Here is a 16745-nt window from a genome sequence, read left to right as displayed (position 1 = left end):
CCCACTGGGAAAGTTTTTCTTCTGCACAGCCGGTGGACGGGAAAATAGCAGGTCAGCGTGGTCCTGGGGGTGGCGCCGAGGGCTTTTTCACAGGGCTGTCCACCGGCTCGTGCACAGGTTTCGCCGAGTTCTCCACAGCATCGGGGCGGTCGTCCACATGGCCTGTGGATAACCAGATTGGCTGACGCTGTTCTGGGCCCTACCGTGGTCCGGCGCCCGCTCCGTCCGCCGGCTTTCAAAGCGTCATAAACCTGACGCGCCTGAAGCGGAGTTGGGCCTCTCATTTGTCAGTGCCGTCCCGTACAAAAGAGGGGCACGGCGAGGTCCGCTCGGCGGACGGGAGGAGGCTGCTCGGTGAGCATTTCCGAGCCCTTGGACGACCCGTGGGCCGACAGCGGTCCAAGTGATCGTCTGCCCGCCTCCCGCCGCCGCCCCGACGCGGAGCGCGGCCGGGACGAGCAGCACGACCGCGGCCGGGAGAACGGTGCGTGGGACGACGGGGGCTCCGCCTTCGAACGCGTTCCCCCACAGGACCTCGACGCCGAACAATCGGTCCTCGGCGGCATGCTCCTGTCCAAGGACGCCATCGCAGACGTGGTGGAGATCCTCAAGGGCCACGACTTCTACAAGCCGGCCCACGAGACGATCTACCAGGCGATCCTCGACGTCTATGCCAAGGGCGAGCCGGCCGACCCCATCACCATCGCCGCCGAGCTCACCAGGCGCGGCGAGATCAACAAGGTCGGCGGTGCCTCGTATCTGCACACGCTCGTGCAGACCGTGCCGACGGCGGCGAACGCCGCGTACTACGCCGAGATCGTCCACGAGCGGGCGATCCTGCGCCGCCTGGTCGAGGCGGGTACGCGCATCACCCAGATGGGATACGCGGCCGACGACGACGTCGACGAGATCGTCAACCGCGCCCAGGCCGAGGTCTACGCGGTCACCGAGCAGCGCACCAGCGAGGACTATCTGCCGCTGGGCGACATCATGGAGGGCGCGCTCGACGAGATCGAGGCGATCGGTTCGCGCAGCGGGGAGATGACCGGTGTGCCCACCGGGTTCACCGACTTCGACTCGCTGACGAACGGTCTGCACCCGGGCCAGATGATCGTCATCGCCGCGCGACCCGCGATGGGCAAGTCGACGCTCGCTCTGGACTTCGCGCGTGCGGCGTCGATCAAGAACAACCTGCCCAGCGTCATCTTCTCGCTGGAAATGGGGCGCAACGAGATCGCGATGCGTCTGCTGTCCGCCGAGGCCCGGGTCGCCCTGCACCACATGCGTTCGGGCACGATGACCGACGAGGACTGGACGCGGCTGGCCCGCCGGATGCCGGACGTCTCGGCCGCCCCGCTCTACATCGACGACTCCCCGAACCTGTCGATGATGGAGATCCGTGCCAAGTGCCGGCGCCTGAAGCAGCGCAACGACCTCAAACTGGTCGTGATCGACTATCTCCAGCTGATGCAGTCCGGCGGTTCCAAGCGTGCCGAGAGCCGGCAGCAGGAGGTCTCGGACATGTCCCGAAACCTCAAGCTGCTGGCCAAGGAGCTGGAGGTCCCGGTCATCGCGCTCTCGCAGCTCAACCGTGGCCCCGAGCAGCGCACCGACAAGAAGCCGATGGTCTCCGACCTGCGTGAGTCGGGATCCATCGAGCAGGACGCCGACATGGTCATCCTGCTGCACCGCGAGGACGCCTACGAGAAGGAGTCGCCGCGCGCCGGCGAGGCCGACCTGATCGTCGCCAAGCACCGAAACGGTCCGACCGCGACGATCACGGTCGCCTTCCAGGGCCACTACTCGCGGTTCGTGGACATGGCACAGACCTGATCCGGCGACCTGTAGGGTCTCAGATTTCGTGGCCACATCTCACGAGCGATGGCCAAGCGATGGCATATCTGACACGAATCTGAGACTGGCAGATCAAGCCGCCCACTTGTATGGGTGATTGGGCTCTGATGCTGGTGCCCTGGTAGAAGCCCGCTGACACCGTGGGCTCACGGGGCATCGCTCGTGGGCTTGGGGGTGTGCGGTGGGGGAGATCGCCGCGACGGTGAGCGTTCGGCGGCAACGCGGCGCTGTTGTCGAAGGAAACACCCATCCAAGCCGTGAGACAGCGGGAAGCTGCTCAGCGCCTCGTCTCGTACCTGGTCAGGACCACGCCGCCGGGAAACGTCCGCGTCTCCACCAGGTTCAGGTTCACCCAGCTGTCCAGCGCGGTGAAGAACGGCGTGCCGCCGCCCACCAGGACCGGATGGGCGGCGATCACGTACTCGTCGATCAGCCCGGCGCGCATGGCCGCCCCGGCGAGCGTTGCGCCGCCGATGTCCATCGGGCCGCCGTCCTCGGCCTTGAGCCGGGTGATCTCGGCGACCGCGTCGCCGGTGACCAGGCGGGTGTTCCAGTCGACCTTGTCGATCGTCGAGGAGAACACCACCTTCGACATGTCCCGCCAGCGGCGCGCGAACTCGATCTCCGCCGGGGTGGCGTTGGGCTGCTGGTCGCCGGTCGGCCAGTAGGAGCTCATCGTCTGCCACAACTTGCGCCCATACAGCGTCAGGTCGGTCGCCTGCAACTGGTCGGACCAAAACTGGAACAGCTCGTCGCTCGGCACGCTCCAGCCGATGTCGTCGCCGGGCGCGGCGATGTAGCCGTCCAGGGTCAGGTTCATGCCGTAGATCAGTTTCCGCATGGCCCAGCCTTCCGTCCGTGGGTGTCCGGCGTATAGACCAGCGCGGCGCGGGAAACTCATCGGTGCGCGATCTGGGCTCGCCGGTAGTCCTCGTGCTCGGGGCTCAGCGTGGTGTACTCGGCCGACTCGGGCAAGCCGCCTGATCTCGACCTCGCCCTCGCGAGGAAATGCCACGGATTTGAGACTGATCATGGGTGACAAGGCCGTGAGACAGCCAAGAACGCCCAGGTCACGCAAGATCGACATGTCACGAGCGGCGAGACCCTACAGCGACCGCGGGCCGACCGAGCACGGCTCTCTGCGGTCGTTCGGAGAAATCTGCTCGACGTGTGCCGGACGCTCCGGGTGGACTGGGGGCATGACGACAACTCAGGATGACCTGCTTCCCGGCACCCGCCGGGCGTTGCTGCACCGGATCGCCGTGGCCCAGACCGAGGGACGGGTGCCGTCGCTCGTCGCCGCGGTCGTGCGGGACGGACGGACAGTTTGGCATGGTGCGCGGACGTCGGTGGATGGATACGCACCGGACCAGAACACGCAGTACCGCATCGGCTCGATCACCAAGACCTTCACCGCCGTGCTCGTTCTGCGGCTGCGTGACGAGGGCCTGCTCGACCTCGGGGACCCGCTGGAGAAGCATCTTCCGGGCACCGGCGTGGGGGAGGCGACCGTAGCCGATCTGCTGTCGCACACGGGCGGGCTGGCCGCCGAGTCGCCGGCGCCCTGGTGGGAGAGATCGCCGGGGTCGCTGCGTCCCGAACTGGCCGATGTACTGGGCGAGGAGCCGCTGCGGCATCCGGTCGGCCGGCGGTTCCACTACTCGAATCCCGGCTACACCGTGCTGGGTGCGCTCGTCGAGGAGTTGCGGGGCGCTCCCTGGGAGGAGGTTCTGCGGCGGGAAGTGCTCGAACCCCTGGGTCTGCACCGCACGAGTGCCCGCCCCGAGGCGCCGCACGCGCAGGGCTGGGCAGTGCATCCCTGGGCCGATGCGCTGCTGACCGAGCCTGCCGAGGACCTCGGGCGGATGGCTCCGGCCGGGCAACTGTGGTCCACGACAGACGATTTGGCCCGCTTCGCCGTCTTCCTGGCCCAGGGGAACGACGGGGTGCTGAGCGCCGAGTCCCTGCGGGAGATGAGGACTCCGGCGGCTCCGCCCGAGGTGGGGGATGTGGCGTCCGGGTATGCGTATGGCCTGGGGCTCGAGGTGCGGCGGTGGGGCGAGCGGCTCCTCGTGGGCCACAGCGGATCGCTTCCGGGCTTCCTGGCCTCACTCACCATCGGTGTGGAGGACGACGTGGCCGCGGTGGTGCTGGCGAACTGCACGTCCGGGCCGGCGGTCGCCATGGTGGGGGCCGACCTCGTGCGGATCGTCGCCGACGCCGAGCCGCGGATCCCGGAGCCCTGGCGACCCCTGCGGAAGGTCGAGCCGGCGGTGCTGGAACTGGCGGGGCAGTGGTACTGGGGGACCTACGGGTTCGGTCTGCGGCTGACGGCTGACGGGCTCGCCTCGCTGGAGCCGCTGTCCGGCAACGGCCGGCGTTCGCGGTTCCGGGCGAACGGTGACGGGACCTGGACGGGACTGGAGGGCTACTACGCCGGAGAGGTGCTGCGGGTGGTGCGACGGCTGGACGGGTCCGTGGACCATCTGGACCTCGGGTCGTTCGTGCTCACGCGTCAGCCGTACGACGTAGACGCTTCCGTGCCCGGTGGCGTGGACCCGGAAGGGTGGCGCGGCATCGGATAGGGCCCGGGAAAGCCCCTGAGGGGCGGGCGTTTCACGTGAAACGCCCGCCCCTCAGGGCATTCGGGTTCGAGATGCTCACAGTTGGAGCTTGAAGCCCAGGTGCGAGGCTTCGAAGCCCAGCCGCTCGTAGAAGCGGCGGGCGTCGGTGCGTGTCCTGTCAGAGGTCAGCTGGACCAACTGGCAGCCTTCGCGCCGTGATGTGTCGACGGCCCATTCGATGAGCCGCGTGCCCAGGCCGCTGCCGCGCTCGTCCGCGTGGATGCGGACGCCTTCGATGATCGACCGGGTGGAGCCGCGCCGAGACAGGCCGGGAATGATCGTGAGCTGGAGCGTGCCGACGACGCGGTCCTCGCGCACGGCGACCACCAGGTGCTGGTGGGGATCGGCGCTGAGCCGCTCCAGCGCGGACAGATAGGGCGCGAGGTCGTCCGGGGACTCACGCTGGGCCCCCAGCGGGTCGTCCGCGAGCATGGCCACGATGGCAGGGACGTCGGCGGCGACAGCGGCTCGTATGGCGAGATCTTCCATGGCCCGCACCCTATGGGGTGGTCCGGCCCACACCGGCACCATGCCGGTGCGGGTCTATGCCGGGGCGGTCGCGTGCAAGGATTCGACGGCCCGGACCAGCGGTGCCAGATCCGGGTTCTTCGCGGCTTCGTCGAGTGCCTCGCGCAGGGCGCCGTCGTTGGTCGGTCGGGCCTGGGCCAGGAGCTTGAGACCGGCTTCGGTGACGTTGGTGTAGATGCCGCGGCGGTCGGTGGGACACAGGTAGCGTTCGAGCAGCCCGCGGTCCTCGAGCCGGGTGACCAGTCGGGTGGTGGCGCTCTGGCTGAGGACGACCGCGTCCGCGACCTGCTTCATCTGCAGATGGCCGCCCTCACCGTCGTGCTGCCGGCTGAGCACGTCGAGCAGGGAGTATTCGCGCACGCTGAGATCGTGCCCGGTCTGAAGGGCGCGCTCGACGTGCGCCTCGATCCTGCCGTGCAGCAGGGCGAGCGCGGACCAACCCTGGGCTAGGGCGGTCAGCGCGGGGTCCGTCGCTGTCATGGGCGTTTCCTCCGTCCCGGAGCGGCTGAATCCAGGATAGGGCAGCGCAACAATAGACAGCTTTTAAAGATATCGCGCGTGCGCAACTATTGCTCGGTTCTCGGCCCGACGAAAGACAGGGGCTGCCGTCGAGGCGCCAGCCCGGAGCGGTTGCCTCAGCCCGCCGCCACGGTGAGCGGTGCGAACCGGCGGGTCCAGTCGCCGGGCAGCTCCGCGATGCCGTACATCATGACGTCGTTGCGCATCACCGGCGCCAGCCCGCGTTCCGTCACCCAGGCCAGCAGCTCTTCGTGGCGTACGTCGATGTCGGTGCGCAGCCGGCGGTCGGTTCGGGCGGCGAGGGAGGCGATCAGGGCTTTGGCCGTCTCCGTGTCCCGGGCGATCAGGGGACCCACGACATGGGTGTCCATATTGGGCCAGGCCGCCGCGTACCCGATGATCCGGCCGTGCTCCTCGGCGACGCGCAACTGGTCGGTGAACGCGGGCAGTCGCGTGATGACCGGGGTTCGATCAATGCCGAACACCTCCTCGTCGAGCCGGAGGATGCCCGCGAGGTCCGCCGCGGTGGCCGCGCGCGTGGCGATAGGAGGCCGCGATTCGTCCGGTGTGAAGTGCCCGACCACCATCTCCGCTCTGCCGGTGGTCTTGAAGCCCAACTCCTCGTAGAGCGGGCGGCCGAGCGGGGTCGCATGGAGGGTCAGGGGGGTGCTGCCCATTGTTGAGACCACGTGGCGCATCAGCCGTCGTCCGATGCCTTGGCGGGCATGTCGTTCGGCGACCAGGACCATGCCGATGGCGCCGAGATCAGGGCGGCCCTGCGGTCCGTACTCGCTCACGACGCACGCTGCGACGAGTCCTCCGTCCGGGTCGTCGATGCCGTAGGCCGTCCCGGCCGTCAGAAGAAAGCTCCACTTGTGCTCCTCCCGCGGCCACCCCCGGTTCTCGGACAAGTCGGCGCAGGCGGTGAGATCGCGAAGCGTCAGGCGGCGGATGGGGGAATGAGCGGGAGAAGGAGTCGACACGCAGGTCAGGCTGTCCGAAGGACCCCCTCGGCGTCCACCCGTTTCGGACCGGACGTACGTGCTTTTGGCCACGCCCGGGTGACCCGTTCCTCAGCCCAGGTCGGGAGCGTGCATGGCCCGCACGCCCTCGATGTTTCCGTCCAGGTAGTGGCGCAGGGACAGCGGAACCAGATGGACGGAGGCAATGCCGACCCGTGTGAACGGCACCCGTACGATCTCGTACTCGCCGGCGGGCTGGTCCACTTCCGGGCCATGCCGCTGGGAGGGGTTCATGGACTCCAGCCGGCAGACGAAGAAGTGCTGCACCTTCACGCCGGTCGCGCCGCCGTCCTCGCCGATGTGCTCCACGGTGTCCACGAAGCAGGGCACCACGTCGGTGATCTTGGCGCCGAGTTCCTCGTGCACCTCGCGGTGCAGAGCGTCGACGACGGTCGCGTCCCCGGGCTCGACCCCGCCACCGGGAGTGACCCAGTAGGGATCGACGCCGGGCTTGGTGCGCTTGATCAGGATCAGGTCATCACCGTCGAGGAGAACGGCACGGGCGGTGCGCTTGACCACGGGTCGGACGGTCATGGGAGAAATGTGGCCCGGCTGGTTCCACGTGAAACATCGCACGCCGCCTCGGTCTCATGCCGCACCCTTCCCCCTCCCTCCTCATCCCTTCTCATCCCTTTTCGCACCTTCGCATCCTTTCTCCTCCCTTGCCCTCCCTTCTTCTCCGCTCAGCACCAGGCGGTGGCCGCCCGCAGCAGCCATTCATGGGCCCGCGCGATGTGCGGCATCGCCAGCGTTCCGGTGCGGACCGCGAGGAAGTAGGTGCGCAGCGGTGGCACCGTCGGCTCGTGCAGGGGCACGATCTCCCCCCGCCCCAGGGCGGCCGTGCACAGATACCGGGGCAGCACCGCGAGCCCCGCGCCCGCCACCACGCAGGCGAGGACGGCACGCAGATCGGGGACGATCACCGTGCCGGCGGCCGCGGGCCGTGCGTCGAAGACCGAGCCCCAGTAGCGGGAGGCGAAGGGAAGCGACTCGTGGACCTCGATCACGGGGACGGTGTCCAGGGCGGGCACGACCGCGCGGCGCGGTGTCGTCTGATCGATCCGCTCGGCCCAGCGTGGAGCAGCGACCAGGACGTGCTCCTCGTCGCACAGCGGAGCCGCCGTGAGTAGTCCGCCGCGGGGCCGGGCCGTGCTGATGGCCAGATCGTGATGTCCGGCGGACAGGCCGTCCAGGGTCTCCTCGGCGGTCCCGAAAGAGGTGCGCAGCGCGAAGCCCTGCCCGTCGTCGCCGGTCAGCCCGGTCAGCCCGGTCAGTGCGGGCAGGGCCCGTTCGGCGATGAACTCCGGTGGCCCGGCCAGATGCAGCGTGCGCAGGGAGAACTCGTCGTCGAGGCCGGTCTCGGTGATCTCCACGAGCGCGTCCAGATGCGGCGCGGCCTTGTGCGCGAGCTCGTCGCCGATGGTCGTGGGTGTCACACCGCGGGCCTGGCGCAGGAACAGGGGCCGCCCCAGCTGCCGTTCCAGCGTGCGGATCTGGGAGGTGACGGCCGGCTGGGAGAGGCCGAGGAGCGCCGCGGCGCGGGTGAAGGAGCCCGCGCGGTGCACGGTCACGAACGTGCGCAGCAACGCCAGATCCATGGCACGCCCACCCCTCTTGGTGCCCTTTCGTACGACCCCCCGGCCCCGCCCAACTATAAATATGTCGATAGGTCTCTGTCGCTACCGTGATTGGACACTGACACAGAGTCAACTAGCCTTGTTCGCGCGGTTCTTCGCGCGCGGAACCGAGGGCGGTCCGAGCCACGAGGGGGGAGGCTCGGACCGCCCGCTGTGCACGGACGGAAGCGGACGGAAGCAGACGGAGACCGCCGGGACTCGCAGGAGACCCGTCAGGGGCCTGCCGGGGACCGGCCGGCGTCCGGGAAGCGGTCAGTGAGCCGGCTCGGCCGACTCGTCCAGCGCCCGCAGCACATCCGCCACCAGGTCCTCGGGGTCCTCCGCCCCGACGGACATCCGGATGAAGCCCTCCGGCACCGCGTCGCCGCCCCAGCGTCCGCGCCGCTCGGCCGTGGAGCGCACCCCGCCGAAGCTCGTCGCGGGGTCCACGAGCCGCAGCCCGTCGAGAAAACGCTCGGCACGCGCACGCGTGGGCAGCGTGAAGGACACCACGCACCCGTAGCGCCGCATCTGCCGTGAGGCGATCTTGTGAGAGGGGTCGTCGGGCAGCCCGGGGTAGCGCAGCCCGGTCACCTCGGGCCGACCGCGCAGCGCCTCGGCGAGAGCGAGGGCGGAGGCGTTCTGCCGGTCGACGCGCAGTTGCAGGGTGGCGATCGAACGGTGGGCGAGCCACGCCTCCATCGGTCCCGGGATGGCACCGACGATCTTGCGCCAGCGGCGCACGGCTGCCATGGCCTCGCCGCCGCGGCCGGCGACGTACCCCAGCAGGATGTCGCCGTGTCCGCTGAGCTGCTTGGTGCCGCTGGCCACGGAGAAGTCCGCGCCCAGCGCCAGCGGCCGCTGCCCGAGCGGGGTCGCCAGGGTGTTGTCCACGGCGACCAGGGCGCCACGCGCGTGTGCCGCCTCGACCAGCCGCCGGATGTCGCACACGTCCAGCCCCGGGTTCGACGGGGACTCGATCCACAGCAGCCGTGCCCCGTCCAGCGCGTCGAGCTGTGCGTCCCCGCCGGTCGGCGCCGTGCGTACCTCGATCCCGTACTCCTGAAGCTGCTCGCGCACCAGGGGCAGCGCCTGGTAGCCGTCGCTGGGCAGTACCACCGCGTCCCCGGCGCGCAGCTGGGAGAAGAGCACCGACGAGATGGCGGCCATGCCGGAGGCGAACGCGAGCGTCTCGACGCCGTCCTGCCCGGGTGCCTCCAACTCGCCGATGGCACGCTCCAGCAGCGTCCAGGTCGGGTTCTCGTCGCGGCCGTAGGTGTACGGGCCCGCGGGGTCGCCCGGCAGATGGAAGTGGGCGGCGAACACCGGTCCCGGAAGTGTCGGTTCATGCTTGACCGGCTCGGGCAGCCCGGCCCGCACCGCACGCGTGCCGTCACCGGCGCCGGTGGGGAAACGGGACTGTTCCCGCGTGCCGTTCGGGTCGTCCGCAGCGGAGTCGTTCATACCGCTCTGCCTTCCTTCGCTTGCTGTCGTCCTGCGGCGAGCGGTGCGCGGTCCGCCGCCCACTGCTCTCTCGGGGCGCTTCCTCGGCCCCTCGGTTCAGTCCTCGTCCGGCAGGACCAGGTTCAGCGCCCAGGAGACGACCGAGACGATCAGGCCGCCCAGGACGGCCGTCCAGAAGCCCTCGACGTGGAAGCTCAGGTTGAGCTTGCCGCACACCCACGACGTCAGCAGCAGCATCAGAGCGTTGACCACCAGGGTGATCAGGCCCAGTGTCAGGATGAACAACGGGAAGGTCAGTACCTTCACGATCGGCTTGACCAGGAAGTTCACCAGCCCGAAGATCAGAGCAACGACGATCAGCGTGCCGGCCTTCTTGGCGGTGCTGTCGCCGGTCAGGGTGATCTTGTCGAGCAGCCACACGGCGACCGCCAGGGCGCCCGCGTTGGCGATCGTCTTGACTACGAAATTCTTCATGTGTCTGATCGTGGCAGACCAGATCGACTACGAGTACGGGCGAGGGCGATGAAGGCATTCCGGCTGGACGAACTGGAGGCGGAACGAGCCGCCAACGAGGGTGCCTACCTTCAGTTCCTACGCGAACGGAACATGTCGGTCGGTCTGTACGCGCTCAACGCGGGCGAGCACGACCCGCAGAAGCCGCACAACCAGGACGAGGTGTACTTCGTCGTGAGCGGCCGCGCCGCGATCACGGTCGGTCTGGAGACCACCGAGGTGGCCCGCGGCAGCGTGGTGTACGTGCCGGCCGGGGTCGCCCACAAGTTCCACCACATCAGCGAGGATCTTCGGGTCCTGGTGGTGTTCTCTCCCCCGGAAGCCTGAGGCGGCGTCTCGGGGTTCCCTAGGGGACCGGTCAGGGCAGGACAAGGGGTGCGAGGGCTCCGCGGGGCGCCCTCCCGGCTCTAGCATCGAGTGCAGAACATCGACAGGGCCCGCACCGGGGAGTGCGGGATGCCGACAGGGCCCGGCACCGCGCCGGCGGAGAGATGAGGACGAGGACAATGCGAGAGATCTTCGCGAGTCTGCCGTGGTGGGTGAAGTGGATCGCGGTGCCCGTCATCGCTCTGGTCGTCTTCGGCGGCGTGATAGCGAGCGTGATCGGCTTCGTGGTCTGGCTGCTGTTCAAGGTGCTGATCTTCGTCGCGCTGGTCGGCGGGCTGATCTACATCGTGCGGAAGTTCATGGCGGGGTCGTCCTCACGCAGCGACTGGTGAGTGCCGGAGGGCGCCGGTGAACCGGTAACGGGAATCGCCGTTTCCCTCGCGGGAGGGAAGTTTCCCGGACAAGCCGTCCGTGTGCGGTGACAGGCGGATAAGGTCCGGGGATCGATGCGGGGGTCGGCCCCCGCGGGCGGCGTACACCCCCATTCGTGTTCCCCGCACGGCTGCCCCCCTCGCGCTACGGGAGTGACCCCTTGGCCACGGTTGACACCGCACCCGCAGAACGGCACGCGCCGCCCGCACCCCGGGGGCCGTCCCGCTCGACGGCCCTCCCGGCGCAGCCGCGTTCGTCGGCCCCCTTGGAACGGCCCAGGGCCACGGTCCCGGAGCAGCCCAGCCCCCAGCAGCCCCCCACCCTCATCGGATCCGTGCAGCGCGCGATGCGCCTGCTGGAGACCGTCGCGCGGCACGAGCACGGAGCGCCCGCCAAGCAGCTCGCCCGTGAGACGGGCCTGGCCCTGCCCACCGCCTACCACCTGTTGCGCACCCTCGTCCACGAGGGCTATCTGCGCCGCGACCGGGGCCTGTTCTTCCTGGGTGAGGCCGCCGAGCGGCTGAGTAGCAGCGGAGCGGCGCAGAAACGTCGCACCACGATTGTCGAGGCGCTCGCCCAGTGGCGGGATTCCATCGGAGCGCCGCTGTACTACGCGATGTACCGCGAGGGCGAGATCGAGCTCATGTGCGTATCCGCCACCGCGGCCATCCCGGCGGTCGAGGAATGGGCCGGCTTCCGCGAGACCGGGCACGCGCACGCGATCGGCCAGTGCCTGCTGTCCCAGCTGGACGACAGGGCCCGCCGCGACCACCTCGACCGCTACCCCGTGCGGTCGCTCACCCCGTACACGGTCCGTGACGAGCACACGGTGCTGCGGCGCCTGGAACGGGCTCGGCCGATGGAGCCGGTGACCGAGCGGCAGGAGTACGCGCTGGGGGCGGTGTGCGCGGCGATTCCCATCACGGTGGGCACCACGGCGGCCGCGATCGCCCTCTCCCTGCCGGCCCATCAGGTGGACCGGCTGCTGCCCGCCGCACGTCGGCTGCAACACGAGGTGGGACGGCGTCTGGGCTCCCTGGCGCTCTCTATCAGTATCTGAAAACTCACTCCTTGTGATCTGATGTGTACGTTCAGCAAGATGCACCATTGTCACGGGATGGATTCCCGGCCAGTCGACGGCAAACAACGGGGTAGCGATGCGCGAGTCCGTACAGGCAGAGGTCATGATGAGCTTTCTCGTGTCCGAGGAGCTCTCCTTCCGCATCCCGGTGGAGCTGCGGTACGAGACCTGTGATCCCTATGCCGTACGGCTGACCTTCCATCTGCCCGGAGACGCCCCGGTGACCTGGGCGTTCGGCCGGGAGCTGCTGATCGACGGGGTGGGGACGCCGTGCGGGGACGGTGATGTGCGCATCTCACCGGCTGACCGCGACTCGCTGAGCGAGGTCCTGATCCGGCTTCAGGTCGGCGGCGACCGGGCGCTGTTCCGCTCCTCGACGGCGCCGCTGGTGGCGTTCCTGGACCGTACGGACAAGCTGGTGCCCCTGGGCCAGGAGGGTGCGCTGGCCGACTTCGACGCCCACCTCGACGAAGCCCTGGACCGCATCCTGGCGGAGGAACAGAGCGCGGGCTGAGGCGTCACGGCAGCGGACGCGGGCGGTGGTGTAGCGCTTCGCCACGGCCTCAGGGGGTGCAGGAACGCTTCGTCGGCCGCCCAAGCGGCCCCCGCACACGGAGTCAGCGCCTGCGGCGCCTGCCCCTTCCACCGCGCGCCGGAGCGGGCAGGGTGGCCTGCGCCGCGGCCTGCGCCCGTCCCGGGCGATCGGCCGAAACCACGAGTGCCGCCAGCGCCGTGGTGACCGGCACGGAGGCGACCAGGCCGATCGAGCCCACCAGCGTGCGCACGATCTCCTCCGCGACGAGCTCACTGGTGGCGACGGTCGTCACGCTGCTCTGCGCGATGGAGAACAGCAGCAGCAGTGGGAGCGCGGCACCCGCGTACGCGAGGACGAGGGTGTTGACGACGGAGGCGATGTGGTCGCGTCCGATGCGGATGCCCGCGCGGTACAGCCCGCGCCAGCCCATCGCGGGGTTGGCCTCGTGCAGCTCCCAGACCGCCGAGGTCTGTGTCACCGTCACATCGTCCAGGACGCCGAGCGAGCCGATGATGACACCGGCGAGCAGCAGGCCGCTCATGTCTATCGACGGATACAGGCCGTGGATCAGACCGGTGCTGTCGTCGGTGTTGCCGGTCAGCGCGGCCCAGCCGATGAACAGCGAGCCCAGGAAGCCGATCAGCATCAGCGAGATCAGCGTGCCGAGCACCGCGACCGAGGTACGGGCGGACAGGCCGTGACACATGTACAGCGCGATCAGCATGATGGCGCTGGCCCCCACCACCGCCACGACCAGCGGGTTCGAGCCCTGCAGGATCGCGGGCAGGACGAAGAGGTTCAGCACCAGGAAGCTGATGGCCAGCGCGACCAGCGCCATGACGCCCCGCATCCGCCCGACGACCACGACGGCGAGTGCGAAGAGACCGGCCAGCAGCGTCATCGGGAAGTGCCGGTTGACGTCGGTGACCGAATACTGCAAGTCCTTGGGTGCCGAGGGCTCGTAGGCGACCACGACCTTCTCGCCCTGGTGCAGCTGCCGGGACTGGTCGGGCTGCACGACCTCGGTGAAGGTACGGCCCTTGTCCTTGCCGGCGTCCACCCGGATCGTGGCCTTCTTGCAGCTCCCGGACTGCTGCTGCTGTGCGGAGGACCCCTCGGCAGTGGAGGTGTCGCCGGTCGGTGTGTCCCCGGAGGCGTTCACCGACCGGCAGCTGACCTCGAGCACCTCGACGACGGTGGCCTGCTGGGTCTGCCGGTCGAAGCCCACGCCGGTGCGCTCGTGCGACGGGGCGCCACCCGGCCACAGCACGACGAGTCCGGCCGCTACCACGGCGGCGAACGGGATGAGGATCGCCGCGATCACCTTGCGGAGGTGCTTCGACACGGGTGCGGCCGGCCCGTGGCTGTGGCTGTGCCCGTGTCCGCCACCGCTTCCCGGACCGTGCCCGGTGCCGTTCCCCGGGCTGTGGCCGGTACTGCTGCCCGGGCCGTGGCCGCCGCCGGTCGCGGGGCCGTGTCCGTGGCCGGCGGCGGTGGCTTCCTGGCCGTGCCGGACGTCCTGTCCGCGTCGGGGTTCGGGCGGCGGATGGGGGAACTGCTCTGTCGTGGTCACCGCCCGATCATCGCAAGAACGGCACAGGCCCACTGTTCACCGCGCCACAAATGACGCTAGCGTGGAGGCACCTTTGCACACGCGGGAGCTCGGAGCACCGGGCTGAGAGGGCGCTGACCTCCGTCTTTGCGATGTTTCACGTGGAACGTGCGATGTTTCACAGGAAACGCCGGCAGACGGATACCGCTGCGTCGACCGCCGAACCTGTTACCGGGTAATGCCGGCGTAGGGAGTAGGTCTCATGACCAACAAGGACGTACGCACGCCTGCCTCCAAGCAGATCTCCAGCGACGCGGAGCGGATCGCTTCCGACGCTTCCGACGGGGAGGCTGGGAAGTCCATCGGCTGGCACAAGGGCTACGTGGAGGGCTCACGCCCCGATCTGCGAGTGCCGGTCCGTCAGGTGCACCTCACCAACGAGCAGTCCGTCACGCTGTACGACACCTCCGGCCCGTACACCGATCCACTCGTGGGCACCGATGTCCGCAGGGGCCTGCCGCCGTTGCGGGAGAACTGGATCGTGGCCCGCGGCGACACCGAGGAGTACGCCGGCCGTCCCGTCCGCCCCGAGGACGACGGGATCAAGCACACCTCGCCACGCGGCGGTCTGCGCAACCTCGACGCGGTGTTCCCGGGACGGCCGCGCCAGCCGCGTCGCGGTCGCGACGGAGGAACGGTGACGCAGCTCGCCTACGCGCGCCGCGGGGAGATCACGCCGGAGATGGAGTTCGTGGCCATCCGGGAGAACGTTGCTCCCGAGACCGTCCGCGAGGAGATCGCGGCGGGCCGCGCGGTGCTGCCGGCCAACGTCAACCACCCGGAGATCGAGCCGATGATCATCGGCAAGCGGTTCCTGGTGAAGGTCAACGCCAACATCGGCAACTCCGCGGTGACCTCTTCCATCGAGGAGGAGGTGGAGAAGATGACCTGGGCGACCCGCTGGGGCGCCGACACGGTCATGGACCTCTCCACCGGCCGCAACATCCACACCACCCGTGAGTGGGTGCTGCGCAACTCCCCCGTCCCGATCGGCACGGTCCCGCTCTACCAGGCCCTGGAGAAGGTGGACGGCAAGGCCGAGGAACTGACCTGGGAGATCTACAAGGACACCGTCATCGAGCAGGCCGAACAGGGCGTGGACTACATGACCGTCCACGCCGGGGTACGCCTCGCTTACGTGCCGCTGACCGCGAACCGAAAGACCGGCATCGTCTCGCGCGGCGGCTCGATCATGGCCGCCTGGTGCCTGGCGCACCACAAGGAGTCGTTCCTCTACGAGAACTTCGAGGAGCTCTGCGAGATCCTCGCGGCCTATGACGTCACGTACTCGTTGGGCGACGGACTCCGGCCCGGTTCGATCGCGGACGCCAACGACGAGGCGCAGTTCGCGGAACTGCGCACGCTCGGGGAACTCGGCCGGATCGCCAGGCGTTTGGACGTACAGACCATGATCGAGGGCCCGGGGCACGTCCCGATGCACAAGATCAAGGAGAACATCGACCTTCAGCAGGAGATCTGCGATGAGGCTCCGTTCTATACGCTCGGCCCGCTGACGACGGACGTCGCCCCGGCGTACGACCACATCACCTCCGGCATCGGCGCCGCGATGATCGCCTGGTGGGGCACGGCCATGCTCTGCTACGTCACGCCCAAGGAGCACCTGGGCCTGCCCAACCGCGACGACGTCAAGACCGGCGTCATCACCTACAAGATCGCCGCCCACGCGGCCGACCTCGCCAAGGGGCACCCGGGCGCGCAGGAGTGGGACGACGCCCTGTCCGACGCCCGCTTCGAGTTCCGGTGGGAGGACCAGTTCAACCTCTCCCTCGACCCGGACACGGCAAGGGAGTTCCACGACGAGACGCTCCCGGCGGAACCCGCCAAGACGGCCCACTTCTGCTCGATGTGCGGCCCGAAGTTCTGCTCGATGAAGATTAGTAGAAGCATCACAGAGCGATTCGGTCCTGGTGGGGCTGTGACCAGCGAAGATGAGGTGGCTACCGGAATGCTCGCCAAGTCCGCCGAGTTCGCGGCGCAGGGTAACCGGCTGTATCTGCCAATTGCGGACTGATCTTCTGACGTCTCAGCGTCTCCCGGCACAGACTCCGGGAGACGCTCGCGTCATCGACGAAATCACCGTCAGCACCTCTCAGGGACGCCGCACCGGCGCCTACCGCCTCGTCACGACCCTGACCGATCCCCGCACCCACCCCGCAGCCGAGCTGATCAGGCTCTACCACGAGCGATGGGGTGCGACACGAAGTCGCACGAGATTGAGTGAATTACCTGATTGGAGGATCGACTTGATGTCGACAGCGTAGTTCCGGGCCAGTGCTCAAGGCCCGTCCCCACTTCGACATGCGTCGCCGGTAACGGCGGGGTATGAAGCTCGAAGGAGAAGCCCAAGGGCCCCTGTTCCATCCGGGGGTTACAGGCAAGGGGAAGACCGGACGGGTGAACGCAAGTGAACCCCTGATGATGCCTCGTGATCGTGGGCCCCGCCGATGGATTGCTTCAGCGGGGTGCAGGACTGGCCGCTGAGAAGCGGCAGGCGCCGGCTGAAGACCCAACGTCAGCCGGGAGAGCATCGCCGTCCCGGAGTTTAGGGGGCACCCACCCCGGTCGTATCTCACTCGTGTGGAACGTGGAAACCCCGC

Annotated in this window: 16 protein-coding genes and 1 riboswitch; of the genes, 7 read left to right on the top strand and 9 right to left on the bottom strand. The window is 68.9% G+C overall.

The genetic code is table 11. The annotated features are described in order from the left end of the window. The first annotated feature begins 354 nt into the window (after positions 1 to 354). Positions 355 to 1833: a replicative DNA helicase gene (dnaB, locus tag ACIQFZ_RS23430; RefSeq protein ID WP_365426497.1), complete on the top strand. Its 1479-nt coding sequence runs from the start codon at positions 355 to 357 to the stop codon at positions 1831 to 1833. A 298-nt stretch (positions 1834 to 2131) separates the two neighbouring features. Here the strand turns inward: dnaB and ACIQFZ_RS23425 are convergent, their stop codons facing one another. Beyond that, positions 2132 to 2695: a dihydrofolate reductase family protein gene (locus ACIQFZ_RS23425; protein WP_383057651.1), complete on the bottom strand. Its 564-nt coding sequence runs from the start codon at positions 2693 to 2695 to the stop codon at positions 2132 to 2134. Positions 2696 to 3053: 358 nt separating this feature from the next. On the opposite strand from ACIQFZ_RS23425, the gene ACIQFZ_RS23420 reads away from it, so the two are divergent. Beyond that, positions 3054 to 4439 (top strand): serine hydrolase domain-containing protein, encoded by a 1386-nt coding sequence (locus tag ACIQFZ_RS23420; RefSeq protein WP_402692055.1) that lies wholly within the window; start codon positions 3054 to 3056, stop codon positions 4437 to 4439. 75 nt (positions 4440 to 4514) lie between these two features. Here the strand turns inward: ACIQFZ_RS23420 and ACIQFZ_RS23415 are convergent, their stop codons facing one another. From ACIQFZ_RS23415 to ACIQFZ_RS23385, 7 genes are all read right to left on the bottom strand, one after another. After that, entirely contained in the window at positions 4515 to 4967 is a 453-nt protein-coding gene (locus tag ACIQFZ_RS23415) for a GNAT family N-acetyltransferase (protein WP_365421391.1), read from the bottom strand. 54 nt (positions 4968 to 5021) lie between these two features. Further along, entirely contained in the window at positions 5022 to 5486 is a 465-nt protein-coding gene (locus tag ACIQFZ_RS23410; RefSeq protein ID WP_365421394.1) for a MarR family transcriptional regulator, read from the bottom strand. 155 nt (positions 5487 to 5641) lie between these two features. Further along, positions 5642 to 6508, bottom strand: a complete 867-nt coding sequence (locus ACIQFZ_RS23405; RefSeq protein WP_365421397.1) for a GNAT family N-acetyltransferase — start codon at positions 6506 to 6508, stop codon at positions 5642 to 5644. A gap of 90 nt (positions 6509 to 6598) precedes the next feature. Next, positions 6599 to 7081, bottom strand: coding sequence for an NUDIX domain-containing protein (locus ACIQFZ_RS23400; protein WP_225076418.1), 483 nt, complete (start codon positions 7079 to 7081; stop codon positions 6599 to 6601). Between the two features lie 149 nt (positions 7082 to 7230). Continuing rightward, on the bottom strand, positions 7231 to 8145 hold the full coding sequence (locus ACIQFZ_RS23395) for a LysR family transcriptional regulator (RefSeq protein ID WP_402692054.1): 915 nt from the start codon (positions 8143 to 8145) through the stop codon (positions 7231 to 7233). A gap of 291 nt (positions 8146 to 8436) precedes the next feature. Beyond that, positions 8437 to 9627 carry a cystathionine gamma-lyase gene (locus ACIQFZ_RS23390; protein ID WP_383057656.1) on the bottom strand — a complete coding sequence of 397 codons (1191 nt, stop codon included), beginning with the start codon at positions 9625 to 9627 and terminating at the stop codon, positions 8437 to 8439. Positions 9628 to 9723: 96 nt separating this feature from the next. Next, on the bottom strand, positions 9724 to 10101 hold the full coding sequence (locus ACIQFZ_RS23385; protein WP_141359890.1) for a phage holin family protein: 378 nt from the start codon (positions 10099 to 10101) through the stop codon (positions 9724 to 9726). A gap of 48 nt (positions 10102 to 10149) precedes the next feature. On the opposite strand from ACIQFZ_RS23385, the gene ACIQFZ_RS23380 reads away from it, so the two are divergent. From ACIQFZ_RS23380 to ACIQFZ_RS23365, 4 genes are all read left to right on the top strand, one after another. Continuing rightward, complete coding sequence (locus ACIQFZ_RS23380; RefSeq protein WP_361421062.1) at positions 10150 to 10467, top strand: cupin domain-containing protein; 318 nt, start codon at positions 10150 to 10152, stop codon at positions 10465 to 10467. Positions 10468 to 10646: 179 nt separating this feature from the next. After that, positions 10647 to 10859 (top strand): DUF5326 family protein, encoded by a 213-nt coding sequence (locus ACIQFZ_RS23375; RefSeq protein WP_141359891.1) that lies wholly within the window; start codon positions 10647 to 10649, stop codon positions 10857 to 10859. Positions 10860 to 11164: 305 nt separating this feature from the next. After that, positions 11165 to 11959 carry an IclR family transcriptional regulator gene (locus tag ACIQFZ_RS23370; protein WP_376652359.1) on the top strand — a complete coding sequence of 265 codons (795 nt, stop codon included), beginning with the start codon at positions 11165 to 11167 and terminating at the stop codon, positions 11957 to 11959. Positions 11960 to 12056: 97 nt separating this feature from the next. Continuing rightward, entirely contained in the window at positions 12057 to 12494 is a 438-nt protein-coding gene (locus tag ACIQFZ_RS23365) for an SsgA family sporulation/cell division regulator (RefSeq protein ID WP_361421069.1), read from the top strand. A gap of 103 nt (positions 12495 to 12597) precedes the next feature. On the opposite strand, the gene ACIQFZ_RS23360 is transcribed toward ACIQFZ_RS23365, so the two are convergent. After that, positions 12598 to 14088, bottom strand: coding sequence for a YibE/F family protein (locus ACIQFZ_RS23360; protein WP_402692053.1), 1491 nt, complete (start codon positions 14086 to 14088; stop codon positions 12598 to 12600). Positions 14089 to 14159: 71 nt separating this feature from the next. Continuing rightward, a riboswitch (TPP riboswitch) is annotated at positions 14160 to 14337 on the top strand. On the opposite strand from ACIQFZ_RS23360, the gene thiC reads away from it, so the two are divergent. Then, the gene (gene thiC, locus ACIQFZ_RS23355; RefSeq protein WP_402692052.1) at positions 14330 to 16159 is read left to right on the top strand and encodes a phosphomethylpyrimidine synthase ThiC; all 1830 of its coding nucleotides are present in this window, start codon (positions 14330 to 14332) and stop codon (positions 16157 to 16159) included. Its footprint overlaps the riboswitch before it by 8 nt. The last annotated feature ends 586 nt before the right edge of the window (positions 16160 to 16745 follow it).

It is taken from the genome of Streptomyces sp. NPDC093064, from assembly GCF_044754605.1.
Classification (GTDB): Bacteria; Actinomycetota; Actinomycetes; order Streptomycetales; family Streptomycetaceae; genus Streptomyces.
This window is presented reverse-complemented; position numbering and strand designations above follow the sequence as displayed.